This window comes from Amycolatopsis sp. NPDC052450 (genome assembly GCF_044547565.1).
Lineage (GTDB): Bacteria > Actinomycetota > Actinomycetes > Mycobacteriales > Pseudonocardiaceae > Amycolatopsis.
Genome location: NZ_JBIUAQ010000026.1, coordinates 1 through 25,442, shown reverse-complemented (window position 1 = coordinate 25,442; position 25,442 = coordinate 1). Strand labels below are relative to the sequence as shown.

The following is a 25,442-nucleotide window of genomic DNA, read 5'->3' as shown; positions in this document are numbered from 1 at the left end:
TTTTTTTGTGCGGGGGTGTGTGGGTGGTTTTCTCGTCTGGGGGCTTGGGGTCTTGTTTGCCTGGGGGTTTAACCCCACGCACCCCCCCCCCCCACCACCCGCACCGAACGGTCACCGCACATGCTGAGCTCACTCACCGCCGCGTACCTCGCCGTCTCCCTCACGCTGATCCCGCCGACCGAGATCCGGCCCGACCAGGTCGACCATGTCGCCTTGCCGTGCGTTCAGACGGGCGCGTCCACCGACGACGCGGACGCCGCCAAAAGCCTCAACCAGCAACTCGGCACCAAGATGCGCGGCTACATGAACCCGTACAACACGTCGTGCGCCAGAGTGATCGTCGAAACCGTCCAGAGATCGGGGTTCAACGATCACGCGGCGGCCATCGCGATCGCGACGGTGATCGTCGAGTCGAGTGTCGCCAACCTCGACGGCGGCCTCGGTGACTCGGTCGGGCTCTTCCAGCAGCGCGCGAGCTGGGGTTCCTTCGAACAGCGGACCGACCCGGTCTGGGCGACCGGCAGGTTCCTCGCCGTGATGCGGCAGTTCTACCCGAACGACACGTGGAACAAGGTCGCCATCGGGGACGTCGCGGCGGCGGTCCAGCGGCCGGCGGCGAAGTACCGGCATCGCTACGGGGTCGAGGCGGGCGACGCGGTCAAGATCGTCAACGAGCTGTGGTCCCAAGACGGCAACTGGCCCCCGTCCTCGAAGGAGAGCGGGGGCCGGTGAGCCGTGAAGGAACTACTTGCGCCAGGCCGTGCGCTGCTTCCGGATGTCGAGCACCAGCCCGAACATCATGAACAGCGACAGGCCGATCAGCCACAGGTTCTCGGTCCAGCCGTGGTGGTTGCCGTACAGCATCACCAGCAGGATGATCGCGGTCAGCCAGCCCGCGATCCGCGTCGCCTTCGGGAAGGAACCGTGCCAGCCCCACTCGGCCGACGGCTCGTCGCGGGGGTCAACGGTGTCGACGCCCACCCGGCCGCGCTTTTCGACCGCCTTGCTCGCCACGATCAACTCCTCAAAACCCGATGGTTCGCTTGCCCGCGAATGATCCCACACCTGGCTGCACGCGGCCGACGGGGCCCGCGCGACAATGGCACCCGATGACTACCTCGCGAAGTGTGCTCGTGCTCGGTTCGACCGGATCGGTCGGCGCCCAGGCCCTCGACGTCGCGGCCCGCAATCCGGAGCTGTTCCGGGTCGCCGGGATCGCCGCGGGCGGCTCCGACCCCGCCGCGCTGGCCGCGCAGGCCCTGGCGCACCAGGTCGACGCCGTCGCCGTCAGCAGGCCGACGGCCGTGGAAGACCTGCAGCTCGCGTTGTACGCCGAGGCGCAGAAGCGCGGCTACAACCGCGGCGACTTCAAACTCCCGCGCATCTTCGCCGGAGCCGACGCGGTCGTCGAGATGATCGACGCCACCCCGGTCGACGTCGTGCTCAACGCGCTCCCGGGCTCACAGGGGCTCCCGCCGACCCTGCGCGCGCTCGCCACCGGCGCCACGCTCGCGCTGGCCAACAAGGAATCGCTGATCGCGGGCGGACCGCTCGTGCTGGCGGCGGCCAAACCCGGCCAGCTGGTTCCGGTCGATTCCGAGCACTCCGCGATCGCGCAGGCCCTGCGCGCCGGCCGCGAGTCCGAGGTCGCCCGGCTGGTCCTCACCGCCTCGGGCGGCCCTTTCCGCGGCCGTAAACGCGAGGAGCTGGCGGACGTCACAGTCGAGCAGGCGATGGCGCATCCGACCTGGTCGATGGGCCCGCTCATCACGATCAACTCGTCCACTTTGGTCAACAAGGGGCTGGAGCTGATCGAGGCGAAGCTCCTGTTCGGCATCGAGACCGACCGCATCGACGTGGTCGTCCACCCGCAGTCGATCATCCACTCGATGGTGACGTTCGTGGACGGCTCGACGATCGCCCAGGCCAGCCCGCCCGACATGCGGCTGCCGATCGCGCTGGCCCTGCACTGGCCGGACCGCGTCCCCGGCGCCGCGGCCGCGTGCGTCTGGGACAAGCCCGCGAGCTGGACTTTCGAGCCGCTGGACAACGACGCGTTCCCCGCCGTCGAGCTCGCGAGGCACGCCGGAGACGTCGGAGGCTGCGTCCCGGCGGTGTACAACGCGGCGAACGAGGAACTGGTGGCCGCTTTCCTGGCACAGAACACCGGCTTCACCTCGATTGTGGACACTATTGCCCAGGTGGTGGAAGCCGCCGACGAATGGCGTCGCGAACCTCGCGACGTTGATGACGTACTAGCTGCCGAGCGCTGGGCTCGCGCGCGTGCCGGTGCGCTGATCGGTAAGGGGAAGTAGCGCGTGGTCTTCATTCTCGGGATCGTGCTGTTCGCGCTGGGCATCTGCCTGTCGGTCGCGCTGCACGAGGCCGGTCACATGTGGGCGGCCAAGGCCTTCGGCATGAAGGTCCGGCGCTACTTCATCGGCTTCGGGCCGACGATCTTCTCCTTCCGTCGTGGTGAGACCGAGTACGGCGTGAAGTGGATCCCGCTCGGTGGCTTCTGCGACATCGCGGGGATGACCGCGCTCGACGAGGTCACCCCGGAGGAGTCGAAGCGCGCGATGTGGCGCTTCAAGACCTGGAAGCGCACCGTCGTCATGTCGGCGGGTTCGGCGATGCACTTCATCCTCGGTTTCATCATCCTGTACCTGATGGCCATCACCATGGGCCTGCCGAACCCGGAGGCACAGGCCGCTCCCACCCAGCCGGTGATCAACAGCACTTCCTGTGCCAGGGCGGCCACCACCCTGGAGCAGCTCAACGACACGACCTGTCCGGCGGACGCGCCGACTCCGGCGAAGACCGCCGGCATCCAGGCCGGTGACAAGATCCTGTCGGTGGCGGGCAAGCCGACGCCGACCTGGACCGACGTGCTCGCGGCCGTCCAGGTCGCCGGCGGCCCGACACCGTTCGTGGTCGAACGCGGCGGGCAGCGGCTGAACCTGACCGTCGACGTGCCGCGGGTGCAGCGCGTCGTCGCCGACGGCGAGAAGAAGACCACGGTCAAGGAAGTCGGCATGATCGGCGCCTCACCGGTACCGAAGACGCTGGTGGCCACCTACGGCCCGGTCGACGCGGTCGGCGCGACGGTCAGCTTCACCGGCACGATGTTCTCTGAGACCGCCAAACGGCTGATCGAGTTCCCGTCGCGGATCCCCGCGGTGGTGGACTCCATCTTCGGCGGCGAGCGCGACCCGAACACCCCGGTCAGCGTGGTCGGCGCCAGCCGCATCGGTGGCGAGGCGGCCGAGCGTGGCCTGTGGGAGATCTTCGTCCTCCTGCTGGCGAGCCTGAACTTCTTCATCGGCGTGTTCAACCTGCTGCCGCTGCTCCCGCTCGACGGCGGGCACATCGCGGTCGTCTGGTACGAGCGGGTCCGGGACTGGTTCCGGAAACTGCGCGGCAAGGCGGCGGGTGGTCCGGTCGACTACACGAAGCTGTCGGCGGTCACGATGGTGCTCGTCTTCATCGGCGGCGCGGTGACTCTGCTCACCGTCACCGCCGACATCGTGAACCCGGTCAAGCTGTTCCAGTGACGCGGGAGGGCGGTTACGGAGCGCGCTGTCAGCACGGTTGGGCTTCTCGGGTAATGCTGCTCACCGTGACGACTGACGTCGTGTATGTCCGCCGATCGGGGTAGGTACGCTTGAAGGCGTGACTGTCGCTCTTGGTATGCCAGCGCTTCCTCCTCCCGTCCTCTCCGAGCGTCGCAAGACCCGACAGCTGCAGGTCGGGTCGGTCGGCGTGGGCAGCGAGCACCCGATTTCGGTGCAGTCGATGACCACCACCCTCACCTCCGACGTCAACGCGACCCTGCAGCAGATCGCCGAGCTGACCGCTGCGGGCTGTGACATCGTGCGTGTCGCGTGCCCGTCGGCGGACGACGCCGAGGCGCTGCCCGCGATCGCGCGGAAGTCGCAGATCCCGGTGATCGCCGACATCCACTTCCAGCCGAAGTACGTTTTCGCCGCGATCGAGGCGGGCTGCGCGGCGGTCCGGGTGAACCCGGGCAACATCCGCAAGTTCGACGACCAGGTCAAGGAGATCGCGCGGGCCGCGAAGGACCACGGCACGCCGATCCGGATCGGCGTCAACGCGGGTTCGCTGGACAAGCGGATCATGGACAAGTACGGCAAGGCGACCCCGGAGGCGCTGGCCGAGTCGGCGCTGTGGGAGGCGTCGCTGTTCGCCGAGCACGACTTCCACGACGTGAAGATCTCCGTGAAGCACAACGACCCGGTGGTCATGGTGCGCGCGTACGAGATCCTCGCCGAGCAGTGCGACTACCCGCTGCACCTCGGCGTGACCGAGGCGGGCCCGGCGTTCCAGGGCACCATCAAGTCGGCCGTGGCCTTCGGCGCGCTGCTGCGCCAAGGCATCGGCGACACCATCCGCGTTTCGCTGTCGGCGCCGCCGGTGGAAGAGGTCAAGGTCGGGATCCAGATCCTGCAGTCGCTGAACCTCAAGGAGCGCAAGCTCGAGATCGTGTCCTGCCCCTCGTGCGGCCGTGCGCAGGTGGACGTCTACACCCTCGCCGAGCAGGTGACCGCCGGGCTTGAGGGCATGGAGATCCCGCTGCGCGTCGCGGTCATGGGCTGCGTCGTCAACGGGCCCGGCGAAGCGCGCGAGGCCGACCTCGGCGTCGCTTCGGGCAACGGCAAGGGCCAGATCTTCGTCAAGGGCGAGGTCATCAAGACCGTGCCCGAGCACGCGATCGTCGAGACCCTGATCGAAGAGGCCATGCGGATCGCCGAGGAGTCGGGCCAGATGATCGGTGAGGGCGAGCCGACCGTCACCGTCGGCTGATTGGTCGAGACCAAGCGCAATGAAAGGCCCCTTCATAGCAAAATTTGCAATGAAGGGGCCTTTCATTGCGCTTGATGGCCCCCACCAGCCCAGGTTCTCTCAGCGTGTCGTGAAGCTTGCGTTCCGTTTATGCCGCCGATCTGGCACCCTGGAGTGGTGTTGCGGCTTGCAGGAGCACGGCTGCTCGATGATCGGGACTATCCCGCGGTCCGTGCCGCGCTCGCCACAGACCCGGTCGGCAGCTGCATGGTCAGTGCCAGGGTGGAGACCGCGGGTCTCGACCCCTGGCGGCTCGGTGGTGAGCTTTGGGCCGCCGATTCCCGCCCGGTCCGGGCGGGCAGGCTCCAGGGGCTGTGCTTCTCCGGGCCGAATCTGATCCCGTTGCGCGGCAACGCCTCCGCTTTGCGTTCCTTCGCCGATCGCGCCCTGCGCCGCCAGCGGAGCTGTTCGTCGCTGGTCGGCCCGGCAGAGCAGGTGCTGGGCCTGTGGGACGAACTCGCGCCCGAATGGGGCCCCGCCCGCGAAGTCCGGCACGACCAGCCGCTGATGGCGCTCGACGGGGTTCCGTCCGTCGCCGCCGATCCGCTGGTCCGCGCGGTGCGCCCGGAGGAGCTCGACAGGTATCTCCCGGCCGCGATCGCCATGTTCGTCGAAGAGGTCGGCGTCGACCCCCGCAACGGTGATGGTGGCGCCGGTTATCGCGCCCGCGTCGCGGAACTGATCGCCGGCGGCCGGGCGTTCGCGCGGTTCGAGGACGGCGAGGTCGTCTTCAAGGCCGAGATCGGCGCGATGTCCTCCACGGTGGGCCAGATCCAGGGGGTCTGGGTGCATCCGGAGCGCCGGAGCGGCGGCCTCGGCACGGCCGGGACGGCGTCCGTGGTGAACCGGCTCGTGCGCGGGATGGGCCGCACCGCGAGCCTCTATGTCAACGCCTACAACAGCCCGGCGCTCGCCGCCTACCGGAAGATCGGCTTCCAGCAGGTCGGGCAGTACGCGACGGTTCTGTTTTAGAGGACACAGCTAGGGCCGTGTCGCGTCCGGCCGGATCGGGCCGGGGCTGGCAGGATCCGGGGCATGCCAGCAGGTCGTCGTTTCGCCGTCGTCGTGCTCGCGGGGGTGGTGGGCCTCTTGGCCGCCGGGTGCGGACTCTTCGCCGATTCCGGACCCGAAGACGCCGTCACGGGTTTCCTCGGCGGACTCTCTTCAGGTGACGTCGCCGCCGCGGCCTCCTTCACCGATTCGCCGGACGCTGCCCGAGCGACACTGGAGATGGCGCGGAAAGCGCTTTCCCCCGAGTCGGTCAAGATCGTGGACAAGCAGGTCCGGCATTCGTCCGGGGCGGACAACGGGACGGCGACCTACCAGCTCACCTGGAACCTCCCGCGCGGCCGCGCCTGGACTTACAAGGCCGACGCGCAGGTCCATTCCACCCAAGACGGCTGGAAGGTGCGCTGGCTGCCCACCGCGCTCCACCCGCAACTGGCCGCGCAGCAGAGCATCGCGCTGAAAGCCGACCCGCCGGACCTCGCACCGGTGCTGGACCGCGACGGGATGCCGTTGCTGCGCCCGCAGACCGTCGTCAGCGTGGTACTCGACCCGGCGAAGGCGGGAGACCTGGTGGCGGTCTCCGACAAACTCGGCGCGGTGCTCAACCGGTTCGAAGCGTCGGTGACCGGTCAGTCGATCCGCGACGGGGTGAAGACGCTCAAACCCGGCTCCGGCTACCCGGTGGTGAGCCTCCGGGCCGCCAGCTACCAAGAGGTGAAGCCCGAGATCTACGAACTGCCCGGCGTCCGGTTCAGTCAGCAGGAAAGGCTTCTGCCCGACGACAAGAACTTCGGCAAGCAGGTGCTGCCCGCGGTCCGGTCGCTCGTCGAGGATCAGGTGGAGGGCTCGGCGGGCTGGCGCGTGGTCACACTCGACACGGGCGGGGGCGAGATCATCGACCTGCACTCCGAGAACCCCAAACCGGCGCCCGCGGTCGTCAGCACGCTCAGCGTGAAGGCGCAGGGTTCGGCGGAACGGGCGCTCGCCCCGGTCCCGACGGCCTCCGCGCTGGTCGCGATCCAGCCGTCGACCGGCGAACTGCTGGCGGTGGCGCAGAACGCCCCGGCCGACACCCAGGGCGCGATCGCGCTCACCGGCCGGTTCCCGCCGGGGTCCACGTTCAAGATGGCCACCGCCGTCGCGGGGCTGTCCGCGGGTTCGGTGCGGGCGGACAGTCCCGTCGACTGTCCCGGGACGGCCACCTTCGAGAACCGGACGGTGCCGAACGAGGGCAAGTTCGCCCTCGGTGTCGTCCCGCTGTCCACGGCGTTCGCCAAGTCCTGCAACACGACCTTCGCGAAACTCTCGACCGATCTGCCGCCCGCCGCGCTGACCGACGCCGCCCGGGACCTCGGCGTCGGCGCCGACTTCGTGATCCCCGGCCTCACCACGATCACCGGCTCGGTGCCGCCGGCGAACACCGTCGCGCAGCGGGCGGAGAACGGTTTCGGTCAGGGGACCGTCGTGACGAGCCCGTTCGGGCTGGCCGTCGCCACCGCGACGGTCCAGTCCGGGAAGGTGCCGGTGCCGACGCTGGTGCGGGGGATGGCCGCGACGTCGTCCGGGCTCGGCAAACCGATCCGGCCGGAGGTGCTCGACGCGCTGCGCGGGATGATGCGCGAGGTCGTCACCGACGGCACGGCGACACTGCTCAAACCCTTGCCGGACGTGCGGGGCAAGACCGGGACGGCCCAGTTCGGCGACGGGACGCGTTCGCACGGCTGGTTCGTCGGCTACACCGGGGATCTGGCCTTCGCGGTGCTCACCACCGACGCGGGAACGTCCAAACCCGCGGTCGAGGCCGCCCAGCGCTTCCTGGCGGGACTCGGCTAGCCGCCAGGTCGTAGGCTGGGCTCATGTCCGTTCGATCCCCCTTGAAGCCCGGCGTCCAGACGCCGAGGCGAGTCGTCCCCGCCGGCATCACCCGTCCCGAGTACGTCGACCGGCCGTCGCCGAAACGCGACACGGGCAACGGGGTCCGCACGCCCGAGGTGATCGAGGCGATGCGCGTCGCGGGCCGGATCGCGGCGCAGGCGCTCGAGGAGGGCGGCAAGGCCGTCAAACCCGGCGCGACCACCGACGACATCGACAAGGTGATCCACGAGTTCCTGCTGGACAACCACGCGTACCCGTCGACGCTGGGCTACCGCGCGTTCCCGAAGTCGTGCTGCACCTCGCTCAACGAGGTGATCTGCCACGGCATCCCGGACTCGACGGTGATCGAGGACGGCGACATCTGCAACATCGACGTCACCGCGTTCATCGGCGGCGTCCACGGCGACACGAACGCGACGTTCCTGGCGGGTGACGTCTCGGAGGAGGCGCGGCTGCTGGTCGAGCGCACGCGCGAGGCGACGATGCGCGCCATCAAGGCCGTCCGCCCCGGCAGGCAGCTCAATGTCATCGGCCGCGTCATCGAGGCCTACGCGAAGCGGTTCGGCTACGGCGTCGTCCGCGACTTCACCGGCCACGGCGTCGGCCCGGCGTTCCACACCGCGCCGACCGTCCTGCACTACGAGGAGCCGTCGGTCGACACGATCATCGAGCAGGGCATGACCTTCACGATCGAGCCGATGATCACCCTCGGCACCATCGACTACGACATCTGGGCCGACGACTGGACCGTCACCACCAAGGACAAGAAGTGGACGGCCCAGTTCGAGCACACCCTCGTGGTGACCGAGGACGGCGCGGAGATCCTCACGGTGCCGTAGGCGGATCCAAGTACATGAAGGCCCCCTTCCCAGCGCCAGGCGCAAGGATGGGGGCCTTCATGTACTTCAGGCGTCAGCTCTCGTCCTGCTCCACCCTGGCCAGGAGTTCGTCCAGGAAACCGCAGGCCTCGCTGGCGGCCCGGTCCGCGTCGCCGTCGGCGATGGCCTCGGCGAGCCCCTCGTGCCCTATCTCCGGCAGGTACTCGCCTCCCGGCGTCACGTTCGACGTCGCGGCCACGCTGGCCGTTATCACCTCGGTGAGCCCGCGGTACATCTCGGTCAGCAGGGTGTTATGTCCACTTTGGACGACCGCGAAGTGGAATTCCGCGTCGAGGCGGGCGAAATCCTCCCAATGGCCCTGGCGGAGTTCGGCGTTGCGGCGGTCGAGCAGGGAGCGGAGCTCGGCGACTTCCTCGGCGGTCCGTGACACGGCCGCGAGCCGGGCTCCCTCGACCTCGAGGATGCGCCGCACCTGCAGCACCTCGCGCAGTTCCGAACCGCACAACCGCCGGATGGCGCCCGAGACCTCGCTCGTCGCCCTCACGTAGGTCCCGTCGCCCTGCCGGACCTCGAGCAGCCCCGTGTGCGCGAGCGCGCGAACGGCCTCGCGGACGGTGTTGCGCCCGACGCCGAGCTGTCCTGCCAGCTCCGGTTCGGTCGGAATCCGCTGACCGATAGGCCATTCTCCCTGCGTGACGGCGTCACGCAGCTGCTCTATGACCTGATCGACCAGGCCGGCACGGCGCGTGGTGGCCAATGGCACAGCGTTGTCCCTTCATCCAATCATCCTATGTATGTGATACTAGCCGACGTGCGTGTCGACTCCCGAGAATCCGTTTCCCCGTTCGATGAAAGTCTTGAACTCGAAGGCTCGATCGAAACGGAGTGGCGGCCGGGGGTGATCACCGGCGGCGTCCTGCTGGGTGTCGCGGTGATCCTGGTGGCCCTCAACCTGCGCCCGGCGATCACCAGCGTCGGCCCGATCCTCGGCGAGATGCGCGACGACCTCGGTGCCTCGGCGACCTGGGCCGGCGTGCTCACCACGCTCCCCGGCCTGTGTTTCGCCGCCGCCGGATTCGCCGCGCCCGCGCTGGCCCGCCGGTTCGGCATCGGCGCGGCCATCGCGGCCGCGCTGTCGGTGCTGGGCGTCGGCCTGGTGCTGCGAGTGCTCGACGGACCGTACGTCGTACTCGGCGGAACGCTGGTCGCCACGGCGGGAATCGCCTTGGCGAACGTGCTGATCCCAGTCGTCATCAAGGACTCCTTCCCGGCGCGTGTTGGCATGATGACCGGCGTGTACACCGCCGCTCTGCAGGGCGGGGGCGCCCTGGGGTCCGCGCTCACCCCTCCCTTGGAGAGCGCGTTCGGCGGCTGGCGTCAAGGTCTGGGCGCCTGGTCGGTACTGGCGGTGCTCGCACTGCTCGTCTGGATTCTCGCAGCCCGCGGCGCGGGGCGGGTGCCCGTTCCGGAGGCAGGCAAGCAGGGTAGCGGGCGATCGCTGCTGCGGAGCCCCCTTGCGTGGATGGTCACCCTTTTCTTCGGCACTCAGGCCTTTTTGGCCTACGTCGTGATGGGCTGGCTGCCGGAGGTGATGATCGACGCGGGGGTGAGCAAGGGTGATTCCGGGCTGCTGCTCGGGTTGATCTCGCTCATCGCCGTCCCGATCAGTCTCGTGGTGGCACCGATGGCCGCGCGGCACAAGAGTCAGAGCCCGTGGATCGTCGGGCTGGGTGTCCCCGGCTTCGTCGGCATGGTCGGCATGATGGTCGCTCCGGCCGCCTCGCCCTTGCTGTGGTGCCTTCTCATCGGGCTCGGGATGAGCGTCTTCTCGCTCGCGCTCACGGTGATCGCTTTGCGGGCGCGCTCCGGAGCGGACACCGCACGGTTGTCGGGGATGGCGCAGGGCATCGGCTACCTGATGGCCGCCGTCGGGCCGTTCCTCTTCGGGCTGCTCCACGATCTCACCCATGCCTGGACCGTGCCTTGGATCATGATGCTCGTGGTCTTCGCCGCGCAGATGACCTTCGGCGCCCTCGCCGGTCGCCGCCGCTTCGTCTGAACGCGTTCAAAAAACTTCTTGACCCCGCCTGGGGCGGAGCCATAACCTGAGTGAGTTGAACCTGTTCAAAAACTCGGTTCTGGGGGTCGGCGTGGTGGAGGGAACGGCGTACGGGGCGGCCCTGGCGTGTTTCGCCGCGGTGTGTGTCGCCTTGGCGCCGCAACGGCCCGAAGCGGTGGTCTCGCCGCACGAGTTCTACCGCGCCGTGGACCGGGTGTGCGTGCAGGTGGGAAAGGACAGCAGGGCGGCGATCCAGCGCTACTGGCCGGACCCGGAGGGGGACGTCGCGACGGAACTGCGCAAGTGGCAGCACTACGTCGCGACGAAGGTGGACGACGCCAAGGACGTCCTCAAGGGGGCGACAGGGGTCCGCGCGGTGCCTGGAGGGGCGGCATCCGCGCGGGAGGACTTCCTGGCGGCGATCCGCCGGTACGTCGAGGCGGGGGAGCGGTTCCAACGGGATGGAGCCCGCTCGCCCGCCTTGATGGGCGCCTCGGACGTCGAGATGAACGCCGTCAGCGCGCTCGCGGCGCGCAACGGGGCCCGCAACTGCGACCGCGTCGTCTAAAACCCCGCATTTAGTCACCTACTTGCGCCAGGGAACCTCGCAAGTAGGTGACTGATTGCGGCGGAGGGTCAGTCCAGCGGAAGGTTCAGCAGCGCGTTCTCGACCAGTTCCGGCATCGCCGGGTGGATCCAGTACTGCCCGCGCGCCATGCTCTTCGCGTCCAGGCCGAAGCTCATCGCCTGGATCAGCGGCTGGATCACCGACGACGACTGCGGGCCGATGATGTGCGCGCCCAGCAGTTGCCCGGTGGCCGGGTCGGCGAGCAGCTTCGCGAAGCCGGTGGTGTCCTCCATCGCCCAGCCGTAGGCGATGCCCGCGTAGTCCTGGTGCGACGTCACGTACGAGACGCCGCGCTCGCGGGCCTCGCGTTCGGTCAGCCCGACGGACGCGACCTGCGGCGAGGTGAACACCGCGTGCGGGACGAACCGGTGGTCGGCCTCGATCCGCTCGTCCGGGTGCAGCAGGTTGTGCTGCACGACGCGCTGCTCATGGTTCGCGACGTGCTTCAGCTCCAACACCGACGAGATGTCGCCGAGCGCGTAGATCCCGTCGACCACGGTCTGCTGGTACTCGTCGACCACGACGTGCCCGCGCTCGCCGGTGGTCACCCCGGTGGCGGCGACGTCGAGGAGGTCGGAGTTCGGCTTGCGGCCGGTGGCGACCAGCAGCACGTCGGCTTCGACGGTCTCGGCGCCTTCCGGGCCTTCGAGGTCCAGAGCGACGCCTGACGCGGTCTTGCGCGCGCGGACGGTCTTCCGGTCGAGCCGGACGTCGAACCGCTGCGCGGCCAGTTCGGTGAACCGGGCGCTGACGTCGTCGTCCTCGGACCGCAGCAGCGCGCCGGACCGGTTGACCATGGTCACGTTCACCCCGAACGAGGCGAAGACGTGCGCGAACTCGGCCGCGATGTACCCGCCGCCGAGGATCACGATGCTCGACGGCAGTTCGTCGAGCCGCATCACCGTGTCGGAGGTGTGGTAGCCGGTGTCGGCGAGACCGGGGACGTCCGGGATCACCGGGCGACCGCCGGCGGCCAGCACGAACTTGTCGGCGGTGATCGTTTCCGAGGGGCGGCCGTCGGGGTAGCTGACCCGCAGCTCCTTGTGCCCGGTGAAGCGGCCTTCGCCCTCGTACACGGTGACGTTCTTGTTGTCGTCGTGCTCGACGCGGTACTCGCGCCCACCGGCGGCGATCGGGTCGATCCGGCCGAAGATCCGGTCGCGCACGTCTCGCCAGCGGACCCCGGTCAGCTCTTCGTCGACGCCGAACTTCGACGAAGATGCGGGGGTGGCCGCGACATTGGCGGCGTGCACGAACATCTTCGTCGGGATGCAGCCCACGTTCAGGCAGGTGCCACCGAACGTGCCCTTCTCCACGATCGCCGTGTTCCAGTCCGCGAAACGCGGGTCGAGGATCGAGTTACCCGATCCGGTACCGACGATCACCAGGTCGTAGTGGGGCACGCTGTCTTCCTTTGCGGCGGGAGCGGGTGGTTCCGACTCTAGCCAACTTGTCACGAGGGCCGGTTGTTCCCGGTTCAACGCCCGTCGGCGCTGAAGTGCATCCGGTCCTTCGGTGTCGTCCACGTGCCGCCCCAGGTCCAGCCGATCGCGGAGAACGCGGCCACGGTCCAGTCGCCGGGGACGATCATCCCGGGCCGGAGCTTCCCTCGGTCGAGGTACGCCGAGGCGAGCTCGGGCAGGACGAGGTCGCCCTTGGTGTACGGGTTGCAGAAGGGGTCGACGTCGATCGCGAGCCCGTAGGCGTGCGAGGACCAGTTCGTCTGGCCGCGGGCCGGGCGGCAGACGAAGGCGGTGGTGTTGTTGCCGTCACCCGTCGGGGGAGCGGTGAGCTCGGCGGGCGCGGTCACGCGCATCTCCTCGATCGGGAACTTCGCGGCGAACAACTGCCCGAACACGGTGACGACGGCGTTCGCCACGGAAGCGTTCACGAGCATTTCCCCGGTGTGCGCGCGACCGTCGAAACCCCAGAACGAGAGCGTGAGATAACGCAGTTCGCCCGCGGAGACGGGGCAGCCCGCTTGCCAGGTACTGCGCGCGAGCACGTCGGCGGGAACGGGATTCACCGTGCCCGCGAACCGGTTTCCGGCGGGTGGGGGAAACAGATCGGTGGTCGGCAGGGAACGGTCGGCCAGCACGGGAGGTGTCGGGGTGATCTGCCCGAAACCGTCACCGCGCAAGGGAAGCGGCGTCGCGCCGACCCGCCAGGACGGTGCGGGCGTACTCGGAGTCGTTGCCGCCGAAGGGGTTTGCGCCGGGCCATTGGTGACGGCCGGGCTCGAACAGGAGAAGAGCAGAAGGGCCGTAGCCGCCAGAATCATCACCGTAGCCCGCACGAAGTCCAGCGTGACAGATGCGCTCGGTGAGGACAGGTCCACCCGTTTCAGTGACACCACATCGGGCTTTCTCCGATTAGGGTATTTGCGATCGCTCGTGTACGCGCTGGAGTCGAAGGACTTCCCAGGGTCTGACCGTACGTACGCCCCGGTGAAGGGACAGAACATGCCCAAGAAGTCACGTCGCACCCTGCTGCTCGCTGTCGGAGCGGTCCTCGCGACGGCCGTGATGGTCCCGGTCGCGGTCAACAGCGCGTCGGCGGACGACAGCGCGGTGAGCGGCCCGGACAAGGCCGCGGAGCCGAGGATCGTCGGCGGCGGCAAGGCTTCGGTCTCGCAGTACCCGTACGCGGTGTACCTGGCCGATCGCAGCGGAAACCAGTACTGCGGCGCGGTGATCGTCAGCTCCACGACGGTCGCGACGGCGGCGCACTGCGCCGTCGCGGTCAAGCGTGCCGATGTCCGGGTGGTCGCCGGACGCGAGGACAAGCGCTCACGGGACGGCGTGGAGCTGCGTGTTTCGCGGGTCTGGGTCAGCCCCGACTACAGCGACGACCCTGGCAAGGGCGACGACATCGCGGTGATGACGGTCAGCGGCCAGCTGCCGTACCGGCCCGCGAAGGTCGCGGACAACGGCAACGCCGACCTGTACAGCGAAGGCACGAAGGCGACAGTGCTCGGCTGGGGCCGGGTCGCCGACGGTGGCGCGCGGTCGGACTACCTGCGCAGCGCGGTCGTCCCGGTGGTCAGCGACAAGACCTGCCGCACCGCGTACTCGGGCTACGACCCGAGCGACATGGTGTGCGCCGGTTACCCCGAAGGCGGGATCGACGCCTGCCAGGGCGATTCGGGCGGACCGCTGATGGTGGGCGACACCCTGATCGGGATCGTGTCGTTCGGCGAAGGCTGCGCGAAGCCCGGTAAACCGGGCGTCTACACCCGCGTCTCGCACTTCGCGAACGAGATTTCGCAGCAGAACAACCGCGGCCTGATCGGCTGATCGCTGCCTTCTTCACGTCCGGTGTGCTAACAAGTGGGCGTGAGTACCGACACCCCGATCACCGAGACCACGTCGTTCCCGCTGTCCGTCGCCGGTGACGAGATCACGGCCGCACAGCTGCACGGCATCCTCCGCCTGCGCGTGGACGTGTTCGTCGTCGAGCAGGACTGCGCCTATCACGAGATCGACGGACGCGACCTCCTGCCCGGCACCCGGCACCTCTGGATCGGCGGTTCGGTCGCCGTCGACTCGTATCTGCGCGTGTTGCAGGACGCCGGGGGGACCTTCCGCATCGGCCGGGTGTGCACGGCGGTCCGCTCACGCGGAAAGGGACTCGCGGGACGGCTGATGGAGACCGCGCTCGCGGGGATCGGGGACGCGCCGTGCGTCCTCGACGCGCAGACGTACGCGAAGGACTTCTACGCCAAGTACGGCTTCGTCGTCGAAGGCGACGAGTTCATGGAAGACGGGATCCCGCACCTCACGATGTGGCGCCGGGAGGCGCAGCGGCTGTGATCACCCCGACCGCGCGGTCCACGTCGGCCTCGGTGAGGTCGGCCCGCGCGGTCAGGCGCAGGCGGGAGATGCCGTCGGGCACGGACGGCGGGCGGAAGCAGCCGACACGCACCCCCTGATCGGCGCAAGCGGCCGCCCAGGCGACGGCCGATTCCGGCGAAGGCGCTTGCACCGAGATCACCGCGGCGTCCGGGAGGCTGACCCGGAAACCCGCCGATTTCAGTTGCATCGCAAGGTTTCCGGCGGCCTCGGTCACCTTCGTAGCCAGCTCCGGCTCGGCCTTCAACGCGTTGAGCGCGGCGAGCGCGGCGGCGGCGCTGGCGGGCGCGAGGCCGGTGTCGAAGATGAAACTGCGCGCCGTATCCACCAGATGCTTGATCACGCGACGCGGCCCGAGCACCGCTCCGCCTTGTGCGCCAAGGGATTTCGACAGCGTGATGGTGGTGACGACGTCCGGCGCGCCGGAGAGCCCCGCCGCGTGGACGGCCCCGCGGCCGCCCTCGCCGAGGACACCGAAACCGTGCGCGTCGTCGATGAGCAGCGAAGCGCCGTGCTCCCGGCAAACACCGGCGAGCTGCTCCAGCGGGGCGATGTCACCGTCGACGGAGAACACGGAATCGGTGACGACGAGCGCGCGCGGTTTGCGGCGGGTCGCCAGCGCGTGTTCGAAGGCGTTCGGGTCGCTGTGCGCGACGGCGGCGATGTCCGACCGGGACAGGCGGCAGCCCTCGATCAGCGAGGCGTGGATGTACTTGTCCGTCACGATCGCGGAATCCGCGCCGGACAGGGCCGTGACGGCGCCGAGGTTCGCGGTGAAGCCCGACGAGAAGACCAGCGCCGCCTGCGCGCCGCAGAAGCGGGCGAGGTCCTGCTCGAGTTCGGCGTGGATCTCGGTGGTGCCGGAGACGAGCCGGGAGCCCGTCGCGCCCGCGCCCCAGCGCAGCGCGGCCGCCGCGGCCGCACCGGCGACGCGTTTGTCCCTGGCGAGCCCGAGATAGTCGTTGCCCGCGAGGTCCAGCTCCGGTTCCTGCGCCTGCCGGATGCGCAGCTTGCGCACCAGCCCGGCCTCGGCCCGCTTCTCCGCCTCCACGTCGAGCCAGTCGAAGACCTGGTCGGGCGGGAGGTTCTGGGGAACGGGGCCGGGAGAAGTCACGCCCCGCAGTCTCCCATCCGCCGTTCGGCGCCGGGCGTGGTGGTCCCCACAGCGAACGCAATGAAGGGGCCTTTCATAGCGAAATTCGCTATGAAAGGCCCCTTCATCTCAAGCTTGAAGCCGGACCAGCCGGCTCCGCTCAGCTGTCGAAGCTGCGACGCGGGCGACTGCCCGGACGCTGCGGACGGCCGCTGCCGCCACCGGACTCGTTACGACGCGGGCGGCCGCGGAAGCCGCCGGGACGGCCGCCTTCGCGGTGACCGTGACCCTCGCGGGAGCCCTGGTAACCGCCGCGGTCGCCGCCACCGTAGCCGCGGCCACCGCCACGACGCGGGGACTCACGACGACGCTCGATGACCGGCTCGCCGCTGGGCTGCTGCGCACCGGTGATGCGGATGAGCTCGGCGTCGCCGGGGCGGACCGTGGTCTGCTCGGCGCGGACACCGGCGCGGTCGGTCATCCGGCGCACCATGCGGCGCTGGTCGTGGGTGACCAGCGTGACCACGACACCGGACGCCCCGGCGCGCGCGGTGCGGCCCGCGCGGTGCAGGTAGTCCTTGTGGTCGGCGGCCGGGTCGACGTGCAGCACCAGCGAGATGTCGTCGACGTGGATACCGCGCGCGGCGACGTCCGTGGCGACGAGGACCGGGGCGAAGCCTTCCTTGAAGTCCGCGAGGACCCGGTTGCGCTGGCCCTGGGTCTTGCCGCCGTGCAGTGCTGCCGCGTGGACGCCCTTCTCGCGCAGGCGCTCTGTGAGGCGGTCCACGTGGTGCTTGGTGCGGACGAACATGATCGTGCGGCCCTCGCGGGCGCCGATCTCGGTGATGACGTCCTGCTTGTCCTGGTGCGAAACCTGGAGCACGTGGTGATCCATGGTGGTGACGCTGGCGGTCGACGGGGCGACCGAGTGCGTGACCGGGTTGGTCAGATACGCGCGGACCAGGCGGTCGACGTCACCGTCGAGCGTGGCGGAGAACAGCAGGCGCTGGCCGTCACGCGGGGTCAGGTCGAGGATCTCGCGGACCTGCGGCATGAAGCCCATGTCGGCCATCTGGTCGGCTTCGTCGAGCGCGATGAAGCTGCAGTCCGACAGCGACGCGGTGCCCTGCCGGACGTGGTCCGACAGCCGGCCGGGGGTGGCGATCAGCAGGTCGACACCGCGGGAAAGCGCGTCGGCCTGACGGGTGAAAGCCATGCCGCCGACGGCGGTGCGGCACCACAGGCCGAGGGACTTGGCCAGCGGGGTCAGCGAGTCGGCGACCTGCATGGCCAGCTCGCGGGTCGGGACCAGGATCAGCGCACGCGGGTGCTTCGGACGGGCGCGGCCGCCGTTGAGCCGGGTCAGCATCGCGAGGCCGAAGGCCAGGGTCTTGCCGGAACCGGTCTGGGCGCGGCCCAGCACGTCGCGGCCGGCGAGCGCGTCGGGGATGGTCGCCGACTGGATCGGGAACGGGGTGGTGATACCGGCGTCGGCCAGTGCCCGCAGCAGCGGCTCGGGAAGCCCGAGCTCCGCCCAGGTGGTGGCCTGGACACTCTCGACGGCGTCGTTGTGCAGCATCGAGTCACCCGCGGGGCGGGTGCGCGGCTTGCGGTGCTGCCGGGCCGACGGTGAAGAGTGGCCGGAGTTGAACGTGACTGTCACAAATGCCTCTCGGACGTGGCACGTCGCAAGGAGGCCCGGGGCTGCCCGCACGCAGGCAGGCAAGATGGTGTGCACAGATGGGCGTTCACAGGGACGAACCCGGCACACCGCGTCTGCATGACACCGCGCGCCAATTGGTTGATACGGATACCGCGAGCCATTCGGTTGGCTTTGGAGGCGACGGACACCACTCATCCACGCCGCCGGTTGCGGTCTAGCACTACTGTACCGGACCGTTATCCGGCCTCCCAATTGGAGGGACCGATTGTGGGCAGGGTCTCCACGACGGCTTCTCCCGGCGTGTCTTGAAAGGGTCGTTCCTGACGTGCTGTGTCAGGAACGACCCTTTCAAGACACTGTGGACGGTCAGCGGAGACCGGCGATCTCCCGCAACTCCTCGACCAGCTCCGGGACGGCCGTGAGCCGCTCCGGCAGCCCCCGCGAGTGGAACCACGTGGCGATGTTGCGCACGTCCCGAGCGAGGAACTCGAGCCCGCCGGGATTGGCCACGATGTCGACCACCTGCGGCAGGTCGATCACCATGATCCGGTCCCGGTGGACCAGCAGGTTGTACGCCGAGAGGTCGCCGTGCGCGAGCCCCTGCGACGCCAGCAGTTCCAGCATCGCCGCCGTCTGGAACCACAGTTCCCGCAACTGTTCGGGCTCCGGCCGGACCTGTGCCAGCCGCGGCGCCGCCGTCTCGCCGTCGCCGAGGAATTCCAGCAGCAGTTCGGTGCCGTCGCGCTGCACCGGGTACGGCACCGGCGCACCGACCGCCCACAGCTTGCTCAGCGCGCCGAATTCGGCCACCGCCCACTGTTCGGCGATGAGGTTGCGGCCGAAGCTGCTGCGCGACTCCATGGCCCGCATCTCCCGCGACCGCCGCATCCGCCTGCCTTCGAGGTATCCGGCGTCGCGATGGAACAACCGGTGCTCGCCACTGCGATACCGCTTGGCCGCGAGCACGGTGCCCTCGGTGCCGGGCAGGTTGCGCCGGACGAGGTGGACGTCCGCCTCCTTGCCGGTTTTGAGGATGCCGAGTTCGGTGTCCACCGCCGCCAGTTCGGTGATCACCCAGTCGGGTCGCGGAAGCGGCCCGTGCTCCGCTTCTCCCCAGGTGCTCCAACGGTCGGCGCCGTCGGGGATGGCGGTTTCGGTGTAGGCGTCCTCACGCAGCCGGGCGAGCCGGACGCGTTCGGCTTCGGTGAGCCGTCCGCCGCGCGTGGGTTCGGGTTCGTCGTCGAAACGGCGACGACGGGTGCGGCTCGGACGGTTGTGGGTTTCTTCTTCGAAGTCGTGCTTGCGCACTGGTGGGTTCTCCTAGTCAGGGATGCCCCACCGGGCGAGCGTCGTGGCTCAGCCGCGAGGGGCGAGTGGATGGGGGCGGCCAAGGCCCCGGACAGTCATCAGCACGAGGCACCTCCCTGTCGCATCCACCGGCTCCCTGCCGGATCGCGCACGATCATGGCGGACACCGTCGGGCGCCCGCAACCGATTTAATTTTCGAGGGCCGGGATGTCCGTGAAGGACTCCTTGAGGGACCCAGAGTCCCTCAAGGAGTCCTTCACGGACATCGGAACCGGGCGATCGCGCCCTAGGCCGACCGCAGCCCCGCCAGCTCGCTTCGCGACCGGACCTTCAGCTTGCGCAACACGCTCGCGACGTGCTGTTCCACCGTGCGCCGGGACAGGAACAGCACCTCGGCGATCTCCCGGTTGGTGTGCCCGGCGGCGAGCAGGCGGGCGACGTCACGCTCGCGTGGGGACAGTTCGTCGCCGTAACCCCGGCGGCCGCGCCGTGAGGGGGCGACCGCGCCGGTGGACCGGAAGGCGTGGCGGCAGCGGGCGGCGTCGCGGGTGGCGCCGAGGTGGTCGAAGGTCTCGGCGAGTGCGGCGAACGTTTCGGCGACGTCTTCGGTACGGGCCAGGCGGCATCGCGCGGCCCGTTCGGCGATCAGCGCCGCGTGATACGGCGCGGGGAGGGCTTCGAACCGGGTCCGTGCCTGCTCGAAGGCCGCGATCGCGGCCGCGTGGTCGCCGCGGGACGCCGCGATGAGCCCGCGGTTCGCGGCCAGCGCGGCCCGGGTCGACGGCGCGTCGAGGTCACCGATCTCGCGTTCGAACTCGTCGGTCAGCGTCTGCGCATCGGCGTCCCGCCCGGTGGCGCAGTACGCGTCGGCGGCGGCCATCAGCAGATCGGCGCCCCAGGCCCAGACACCCTTGGCGCGCAAGAGTTCCAGTCCCTTTTCGGCCTGCGTGACGGCGGCCTCGCCGAGGTCCTGCGCGAGCAGCATGCCCGCCATCCCGGCGTGCGCGGCGATCGCGACCGGGGTGAACGCGTTCTCCGGCTGGTCCGCCGCGGTGCCGGCGAACCGCGCGGCGGCCTCGTCCCATTCGCCGCGGGCGGCGGCGAGCAGGCCGAGCACCAGGCACAGTTCGCTGGTCACCGGCAGGAGGTCGCGGTACTCGTCGATCAGCGCGCCCGCCCGTTCGGCGAGGCCGTCCCAATTGCCGGTGAGCCAGTCGGTGTGGACGGCCGTCGCGCGGGCGGTGCTGACCACGTACGGCGCCCCGCAGTCCGCGGCCAGCTGCATTCCGCTGCGCAGCAGGCTCTTCGCCCGCCGGTGGTGGCCGATCCAGGCGCAGGCGTCGGCGCTGTTGCAGTGCAGCCGCGCCAGATGCCGCTGTTCGTCGGCGGACCCGACGCTGGTGGGTGCCCGGTCCAGCATGTCCCAGCCGCGCGCGTCCCCGATGTGCAGCCGCGACGCCGTGTTGTTGGCCAGCAGGATGATCCGCAGCCGCCGGTCCGTGGCCCGCTCGATGAGCTCGTCCACCCGGTCCATCCAGCGCCGGTGCTCCCGCAGCGGGGTCGCGCCGACCCATGGCTGGGCGAGGACGCCCATCCCGCGTCCGGCCAGGTCGGGCCGGTCGGCGAGGTCGTTGACGGCGATCTCGATCTCGGTCCTCGCCGCCTCCAGCCCGCCCGCCTGGCGCACCAGCAGGAGCCCGAGCCCCAGCCGGACCTCGCCGCTCAGCCGTCCGGACAGCCTGCCGTCGGTGAGGAGCCGCTCGAGTGCCGGGACGACTTCGGTCTGTGCCAGGCCGTTGCACGCCACCGAACTGAACTTGACCGCCAGTCTGTCCACATCGGACGGTTGCAGGCCGGGTTCGTCGAGCAGGGTGCGGAGCAGGTCCGTCGCGGTGGCCAGATCGCCGACCGTCGACGCCTGATCGGCGGCCGCTTCGCCGTATTTCAGCGCGCCGGCCCGGTCGCCCGCCTTGCGGCAGTGTTCGGCGAGCCGCACCAGCGACTGCGGGAGGCGGTCGCGCAGCAGCCGCGCGGCCCGCCGGTGCAACTCCTGGCGGTCGGGGCCGGGGATGGTGCGGTAGACGGCTTGCCTGGCGAACGCGTGCCGGAAGTCGAACGTGCCCTCACCGGTCTCCACCAGGACGTTGCGTTCGAGCGCGAGGACGAGCGCGCGGCGGGCTCGTTCGGGGGTGAGCGCGGCCGCGGCGGTCAGCAGGTCCGAAGTGGACGGTGTGCCGAGGACGGCGGCGGCCTCGGTGATCCGCCGGGCGGCAGGCGGCAGCGCCACGAGGCGTTCGGCCGTCGCCTCTCTCAGCAGCGCCGGGACCTCGACCGCGTCGAGCAGACGCCGGGCGGTCGCGCCGTCGGCGTGGACCGCGGCCTCGACGTCACCGATCGCGCGCACGATCTCCTCGACCACGAACGGGATACCGGCGGTCCGCTCATGCAGCCGCGTGGCGAACTCGGCCGAGACGTTCGCCTCGCCGAGCAGGGCCGACACCAGCGACTGGACGCCGTCGCGGTCCAGCGGGCGAAGGGCGACGAGCGCGTGCGCGGTGCCGGGAGCCGGCCGGTAGGCGCTGCCGAGCGGGATGCCGCCGGGAGTCTCTTCGCGCCGGTACGTGAGAACCACGGTCAGGCCCGTGGGCGGGTCGGTCATCAGGAACCGCAGCAGCCGCCGGGAACCGTCGTCCGCCCAGTGCAGGTCTTCGATGAGCAGGACGTGCGGGCCCAGCGAACCGAGCAGTTCCCGGACGGCGCGGAAAAGCCGGTGCCGTTCGGCTCGCGGATCGCCGAGCCTCGGCGGCGGCTGGGGCAGGCATCCCGCGAGTTCCGGCAGGTAGGGCGCGAGCACACCGGTCACCGGGTTGAGGTCGCGCGCGGGGCGGACATCCTTCAGCGCGTCGAAGATCACCCCATACGGGAAGGGCTCGCGCAGCGGCTGGCAGATTCCGGTGAGCACCGGCCGTCCGGCCAGTTCCGGACGCGCCAGCAGTTCGAGGGCGAGCCGGGTCTTGCCCACCCCCGCTTCACCTTCGAGCATGAGCACCGACGGCGAGCGCATCGCGCCGTCGAGGAGCTCGCTCAGTTCCGTCTCACGGCCGACGAGCACCGGCGAACTCGTTTTGCGTCGGCAGTCACCGATCACCATGCCGGGTCACCCCCGCTTCACGAACCACACCGTTCGAGTGAACGCAGCTTAAGCGCCTGCTTAGTGATCACGGAACCCACTCGGACCGTCACAGAACTTTCGTAGGGACGGTGGGTTTTCCTATTAGATACGTAGTCCTACGGACCGTTGCCTCGCTTGTTCGCGCAGGTCCCGCCACCCGAAAGTGAGTGCAGCGTGACTGCACGTCACGGCGCCGGCCCGGAATCCTGCTGGCGCGAACCACCTGTTCGAGTGAACGGAGCTCAGGAAATGCGTGGAGAACTTCGACGTCACCGGATCGCGGGTGCGGTACTCGCCGGGGCCTGTGTGACGGCCTCGCTGGCCTTCGCCGGATCGGCCACGGCCGCCGAGGGACAGATCCGCGGCGCCGGTGTGCCGGGAGCCGTCACGGATGGGTACATCGTGTCGCTGAAGAGCGGCGACGCCGGCCTCGCGGCCAAGTACGGCGGCCAGGTGAAGGCGACCTACACCGCCGCGCTGAACGGCTTCTCGGCGAAGATGACCGAGGCGCAGGCGAAACGGCTCGCCGCCGACCCGAACGTCGACTTCGTCCAGCAGGACGCGGTCGCGCACATGACCGGCACCCAGACCAACCCGACCTGGGGCCTCGACCGGATCGACCAGAAGAACCTGCCGCTGGACAAGAAGTACACCTACCCGAACACCGGATCCGGGGCGACGGTGTACGTCCTCGACACCGGTGTCGACTACCGCCAGACCGAATTCGGCGGCCGCGCGACGAGCGGGTACGACTTCATCGACAATGACAGCGACGCCCGCGACTGCCAGGGCCACGGCACGCACGTCGCCGGCACGGTCGGCAGCGCCACCTACGGCGTCGCCAAGGGCGCCAAGATCGTCGCGGTCCGCGTGCTGAACTGCCAGGGCAGCGGCCAGTACTCGCAGATCATCAGCGGGATCGACTGGGTCGTGAAGAACGCCAAGGGCCCGTCGGTGCTCACCATGAGCCTCGGTGGCCCGGCCGACTCCGGGGTCGACGCCGCCGTGCGCCGCGCCGTGTCCGCGGGCATCACGAATACGGTGGCCTCCGGCAACTCCAACACGGACGCCTGCTCCACCAGCCCGGCCCGCGTCCGTGAGGCCATCACCGTCAACGCCACCCAGAGCGACGACCGCCGGTCGACGTTCTCGAACTACGGCGGCTGCACCGACATCTTCGCGCCGGGCACCGGCATCACGTCCCTGCGCAACGGTGGCGGCACCCAGCAGATGAGCGGTACCTCGATGGCGACGCCGCACGTCGCCGGCGCGGCCGCGATCTACCTGACCTCGAACCCGTCGGCCACCCCCGCCGCCGTCGCCTCCGGTCTCGCCAACGCCGCCACCAGCGGTGTCGTGACGAGCCCGGGCTCCGGTTCGACCAACAAGCTGCTGAACGTGGCGGGTCTCTGATGCGGCGCGGCGTGCGGGCCGGTGTGGTGGCCGTCGCGGCCACCGCGCTGGCCGCGCTCGCCGCGGGCAACGCCCTCGCCGCGGAGGCGGAAGGCGTTGTCGTGCAGGCGAAGCAGCACTACGGCGACCAATACATCGTGGAGCTCCACGACGTCGGCACGACGGCGGTCGAGCAGTCTTCGGCCGCGCTGACCGGCCGCTACGGCGGCGAGGTGCGGTCGGCGTACAAGAACGTGCTGCGCGGGTTCTCGGTGAAGGGGATGTCCGAGCGGCAGGCCCGCAAGCTCGCGGCCGATCCGGCGGTCAAGGCGGTCTACCAGGACGGCACCGCGCGTGCCGTCGGCACGCAGGCCAACCCGACCTGGGGCCTCGACCGCGTCGACCAGAAGAACCTGCCACTGGACAAGAGTTTCACCTACCCGAACACCGGCGAGGGCGTCACGGCGTACGACCTCGACACCGGGATCAACCCGGAGAACCCGGAGTACGAGGGGCGCGCGTCCATCGGCAAGGACTTCGTTGGCGGCAACGGGAAGGACTGCAACGGGCACGGCAGTCACACCGCGGGCACCATCGGCAGCAAGACCTACGGCGTGGCGAAGAAGGTCAAGCTCGTCGGGCTGAAGGTGCTGGGCAACGACTGTTCGGGCAACGGTCCCGACTCCGCCATCGTGGACGCGGCGGAATGGCTGACCGCGAACGGCACCAAACCGGCGGTGGCGAACCTGAGCCTGCGGATGGACCAGGTCGGGCTCGGCGACGACGTCATCAAGAAGTCCATCGCGGCGGGCTTCGTCTACGTGGTGGCGGCAGGCAACGAGAACCAGAACGCCTGCAACGTCAGCCCCGCGCGGATCCCCGAGGCGATCACGGTCGGCGCCTCGGACCAGAGTGACAACAAGTCCTCGTTCTCCAACCACAGTTCGTGTGTGGACATCTTCGCCCCTGGCAGCAACATCACGTCGCTGTCCACGTCCAACGGTGGTTCGGCGAACATGAGCGGGACGTCGATGGCCACGCCGCACGTGGCCGGGGCGGCGGCGCTGTACCTCGCCGCGAATTCCGGTGCCACCGCGCAGCAGACGCGGGACGCGCTGGTGAACAACTCCTCGGACGGCGTGCTCAAGGGCCTGCCGAGCGGGACGGTGAACAAGCTGCTGAACGTGTCGTTCATCGGCGGAGGCGGCCCCACGCCGACGTGCGGGGTCAAATCCAACACGACACCGGTGTCCATTCCGGACGCGGGTGACGCGGTGACCAGTTCGGTGACGCAGGACGGCTGCGACGGCAAGGCGTCGGCGACGCTGCCGGTCAAGGTCGACATCGCGCACACCTACACCGGTGACCTGGCGATAGACCTGATCGGGCCGAGCGGTGCGGTGTTCGGCCTCAAGCAGGCGGGAGGGACGAGCGAGGCGACCGGCGTGCACACGTCGTACACGGTGAACGCCTCCTCCGAACCGGCGAACGGGACCTGGAAACTGCGGGTCCGTGACGTCCACCGGTTCGACAGCGGGACGATCGAAGGCTTCTCCATCACCTTCTGAGTCCTTGCGAACGGCGGTGGGGGGGGGGGGGGGGGGGGGGGGGGCCGGGCCCGGGCGCGGGGGGGGGGGGGGGGGGGGGGGGGTGGGTTCGGGGGTGTAGCTGGGGGGGGGGGGGGCCCCGGC

Annotated in this window: 21 protein-coding genes; 13 read left to right on the top strand and 8 right to left on the bottom strand. The window is 69.8% G+C overall.

Annotation, left to right across the window (positions count from 1 at the left end):
* Positions 1–120: 120 nt before the first annotated feature.
* Entirely contained in the window at positions 121–732 is a 612-nt protein-coding gene (locus ACIHAO_RS32065) for a hypothetical protein (RefSeq protein WP_396564169.1), read from the top strand.
* A 12-nt stretch (positions 733–744) separates the two neighbouring features.
* Here the strand turns inward: ACIHAO_RS32065 and ACIHAO_RS32060 are convergent, their stop codons facing one another.
* Entirely contained in the window at positions 745–1,014 is a 270-nt protein-coding gene (locus ACIHAO_RS32060) for a DUF2631 domain-containing protein (RefSeq protein WP_125786459.1), read from the bottom strand.
* 95 nt (positions 1,015–1,109) lie between these two features.
* Here ACIHAO_RS32060 and dxr point away from each other — a divergent pair, with 95 nt between their 5' ends.
* The 6 genes from dxr (at position 1,110) to map (ending at position 8,585) form a co-directional block, all read left to right on the top strand.
* On the top strand, positions 1,110–2,315 hold the full coding sequence (dxr, locus tag ACIHAO_RS32055) for a 1-deoxy-D-xylulose-5-phosphate reductoisomerase (RefSeq protein ID WP_396564167.1): 1,206 nt from the start codon (positions 1,110–1,112) through the stop codon (positions 2,313–2,315).
* A gap of 3 nt (positions 2,316–2,318) precedes the next feature.
* Positions 2,319–3,554 (top strand): M50 family metallopeptidase, encoded by a 1,236-nt coding sequence (locus tag ACIHAO_RS32050; protein ID WP_396564165.1) that lies wholly within the window; start codon positions 2,319–2,321, stop codon positions 3,552–3,554.
* A gap of 118 nt (positions 3,555–3,672) precedes the next feature.
* The gene (gene ispG / locus ACIHAO_RS32045) at positions 3,673–4,824 is read left to right on the top strand and encodes a flavodoxin-dependent (E)-4-hydroxy-3-methylbut-2-enyl-diphosphate synthase (RefSeq protein ID WP_396564163.1); all 1,152 of its coding nucleotides are present in this window, start codon (positions 3,673–3,675) and stop codon (positions 4,822–4,824) included.
* A 156-nt stretch (positions 4,825–4,980) separates the two neighbouring features.
* On the top strand, positions 4,981–5,835 hold the full coding sequence (locus tag ACIHAO_RS32040; protein ID WP_125792773.1) for a GNAT family N-acetyltransferase: 855 nt from the start codon (positions 4,981–4,983) through the stop codon (positions 5,833–5,835).
* Between the two features lie 63 nt (positions 5,836–5,898).
* Positions 5,899–7,704: a penicillin-binding transpeptidase domain-containing protein gene (locus tag ACIHAO_RS32035; protein WP_396564161.1), complete on the top strand. Its 1,806-nt coding sequence runs from the start codon at positions 5,899–5,901 to the stop codon at positions 7,702–7,704.
* Between the two features lie 23 nt (positions 7,705–7,727).
* Positions 7,728–8,585, top strand: coding sequence for a type I methionyl aminopeptidase (gene map / locus ACIHAO_RS32030; protein ID WP_396564159.1), 858 nt, complete (start codon positions 7,728–7,730; stop codon positions 8,583–8,585).
* Positions 8,586–8,658: 73 nt separating this feature from the next.
* On the opposite strand, the gene ACIHAO_RS32025 is transcribed toward map, so the two are convergent.
* Positions 8,659–9,348 carry a FadR/GntR family transcriptional regulator gene (locus tag ACIHAO_RS32025; protein WP_396564157.1) on the bottom strand — a complete coding sequence of 230 codons (690 nt, stop codon included), beginning with the start codon at positions 9,346–9,348 and terminating at the stop codon, positions 8,659–8,661.
* 48 nt (positions 9,349–9,396) lie between these two features.
* Here ACIHAO_RS32025 and ACIHAO_RS32020 point away from each other — a divergent pair, with 48 nt between their 5' ends.
* Entirely contained in the window at positions 9,397–10,644 is a 1,248-nt protein-coding gene (locus ACIHAO_RS32020; protein ID WP_396564155.1) for a CynX/NimT family MFS transporter, read from the top strand.
* Positions 10,645–10,699: 55 nt separating this feature from the next.
* Positions 10,700–11,212: a hypothetical protein gene (locus tag ACIHAO_RS32015; protein ID WP_396564153.1), complete on the top strand. Its 513-nt coding sequence runs from the start codon at positions 10,700–10,702 to the stop codon at positions 11,210–11,212.
* Positions 11,213–11,280: 68 nt separating this feature from the next.
* On the opposite strand, the gene ACIHAO_RS32010 is transcribed toward ACIHAO_RS32015, so the two are convergent.
* The gene (locus ACIHAO_RS32010) at positions 11,281–12,675 is read right to left on the bottom strand and encodes a mycothione reductase (protein ID WP_396564151.1); all 1,395 of its coding nucleotides are present in this window, start codon (positions 12,673–12,675) and stop codon (positions 11,281–11,283) included.
* 74 nt (positions 12,676–12,749) lie between these two features.
* Entirely contained in the window at positions 12,750–13,412 is a 663-nt protein-coding gene (locus ACIHAO_RS32005; protein WP_396564330.1) for a M15 family metallopeptidase, read from the bottom strand.
* A gap of 322 nt (positions 13,413–13,734) precedes the next feature.
* On the opposite strand from ACIHAO_RS32005, the gene ACIHAO_RS32000 reads away from it, so the two are divergent.
* A complete protein-coding gene (locus ACIHAO_RS32000; RefSeq protein WP_396564149.1) occupies positions 13,735–14,568 on the top strand; it encodes a S1 family peptidase in 834 nt (277 codons plus the stop codon).
* Between the two features lie 33 nt (positions 14,569–14,601).
* Positions 14,602–15,084, top strand: coding sequence for a GNAT family N-acetyltransferase (locus ACIHAO_RS31995; RefSeq protein WP_396564147.1), 483 nt, complete (start codon positions 14,602–14,604; stop codon positions 15,082–15,084).
* Here the strand turns inward: ACIHAO_RS31995 and ACIHAO_RS31990 are convergent.
* From ACIHAO_RS31990 to ACIHAO_RS31975, 4 genes are all read right to left on the bottom strand, one after another.
* A complete protein-coding gene (locus tag ACIHAO_RS31990; protein ID WP_396564145.1) occupies positions 15,050–16,237 on the bottom strand; it encodes an 8-amino-7-oxononanoate synthase in 1,188 nt (395 codons plus the stop codon). The genes ACIHAO_RS31995 and ACIHAO_RS31990 overlap by 35 nt on opposite strands.
* Positions 16,238–16,376: 139 nt before the next feature.
* Positions 16,377–17,879, bottom strand: coding sequence for a DEAD/DEAH box helicase (locus ACIHAO_RS31985; protein ID WP_396564143.1), 1,503 nt, complete (start codon positions 17,877–17,879; stop codon positions 16,377–16,379).
* Between the two features lie 366 nt (positions 17,880–18,245).
* The gene (locus ACIHAO_RS31980; protein ID WP_396564141.1) at positions 18,246–19,187 is read right to left on the bottom strand and encodes a serine protein kinase RIO; all 942 of its coding nucleotides are present in this window, start codon (positions 19,185–19,187) and stop codon (positions 18,246–18,248) included.
* Positions 19,188–19,473: 286 nt separating this feature from the next.
* On the bottom strand, positions 19,474–22,299 hold the full coding sequence (locus tag ACIHAO_RS31975; protein ID WP_396564328.1) for an ATP-binding protein: 2,826 nt from the start codon (positions 22,297–22,299) through the stop codon (positions 19,474–19,476).
* Between the two features lie 309 nt (positions 22,300–22,608).
* Between ACIHAO_RS31975 and ACIHAO_RS31970 the strand changes: the two genes are divergently transcribed.
* Both ACIHAO_RS31970 and ACIHAO_RS31965 read left to right on the top strand, forming a co-directional pair.
* Entirely contained in the window at positions 22,609–23,772 is a 1,164-nt protein-coding gene (locus tag ACIHAO_RS31970) for a S8 family peptidase (protein ID WP_396564139.1), read from the top strand.
* Positions 23,772–25,319 (top strand): S8 family serine peptidase, encoded by a 1,548-nt coding sequence (locus tag ACIHAO_RS31965; protein WP_396564137.1) that lies wholly within the window; start codon positions 23,772–23,774, stop codon positions 25,317–25,319. Before ACIHAO_RS31970 ends, ACIHAO_RS31965 begins: the two co-directional genes overlap by 1 nt.
* The last annotated feature ends 123 nt before the right edge of the window (positions 25,320–25,442 follow it).

Excerpts from the sequence above, each read along its gene's own strand:
- ACIHAO_RS32065 (WP_396564169.1), top strand. The coding sequence starts at position 121 with ATGCTGAGCTCACTCACCGCCGCGTACCTCGCCGTCTCCCTCACGCTG.
- map (WP_396564159.1), top strand. The coding sequence starts at position 7,728 with ATGTCCGTTCGATCCCCCTTGAAGCCCGGCGTCCAGACGCCGAGGCGA.
- dxr (WP_396564167.1), top strand. The coding sequence starts at position 1,110 with ATGACTACCTCGCGAAGTGTGCTCGTGCTCGGTTCGACCGGATCGGTC.
- ACIHAO_RS31970 (WP_396564139.1), top strand. The coding sequence starts at position 22,609 with ATGCGTGGAGAACTTCGACGTCACCGGATCGCGGGTGCGGTACTCGCC.
- ACIHAO_RS31965 (WP_396564137.1), top strand. The coding sequence starts at position 23,772 with ATGCGGCGCGGCGTGCGGGCCGGTGTGGTGGCCGTCGCGGCCACCGCG.
- ACIHAO_RS32035 (WP_396564161.1), top strand. The coding sequence starts at position 5,899 with ATGCCAGCAGGTCGTCGTTTCGCCGTCGTCGTGCTCGCGGGGGTGGTG.
- ACIHAO_RS32000 (WP_396564149.1), top strand. The coding sequence starts at position 13,735 with ATGCCCAAGAAGTCACGTCGCACCCTGCTGCTCGCTGTCGGAGCGGTC.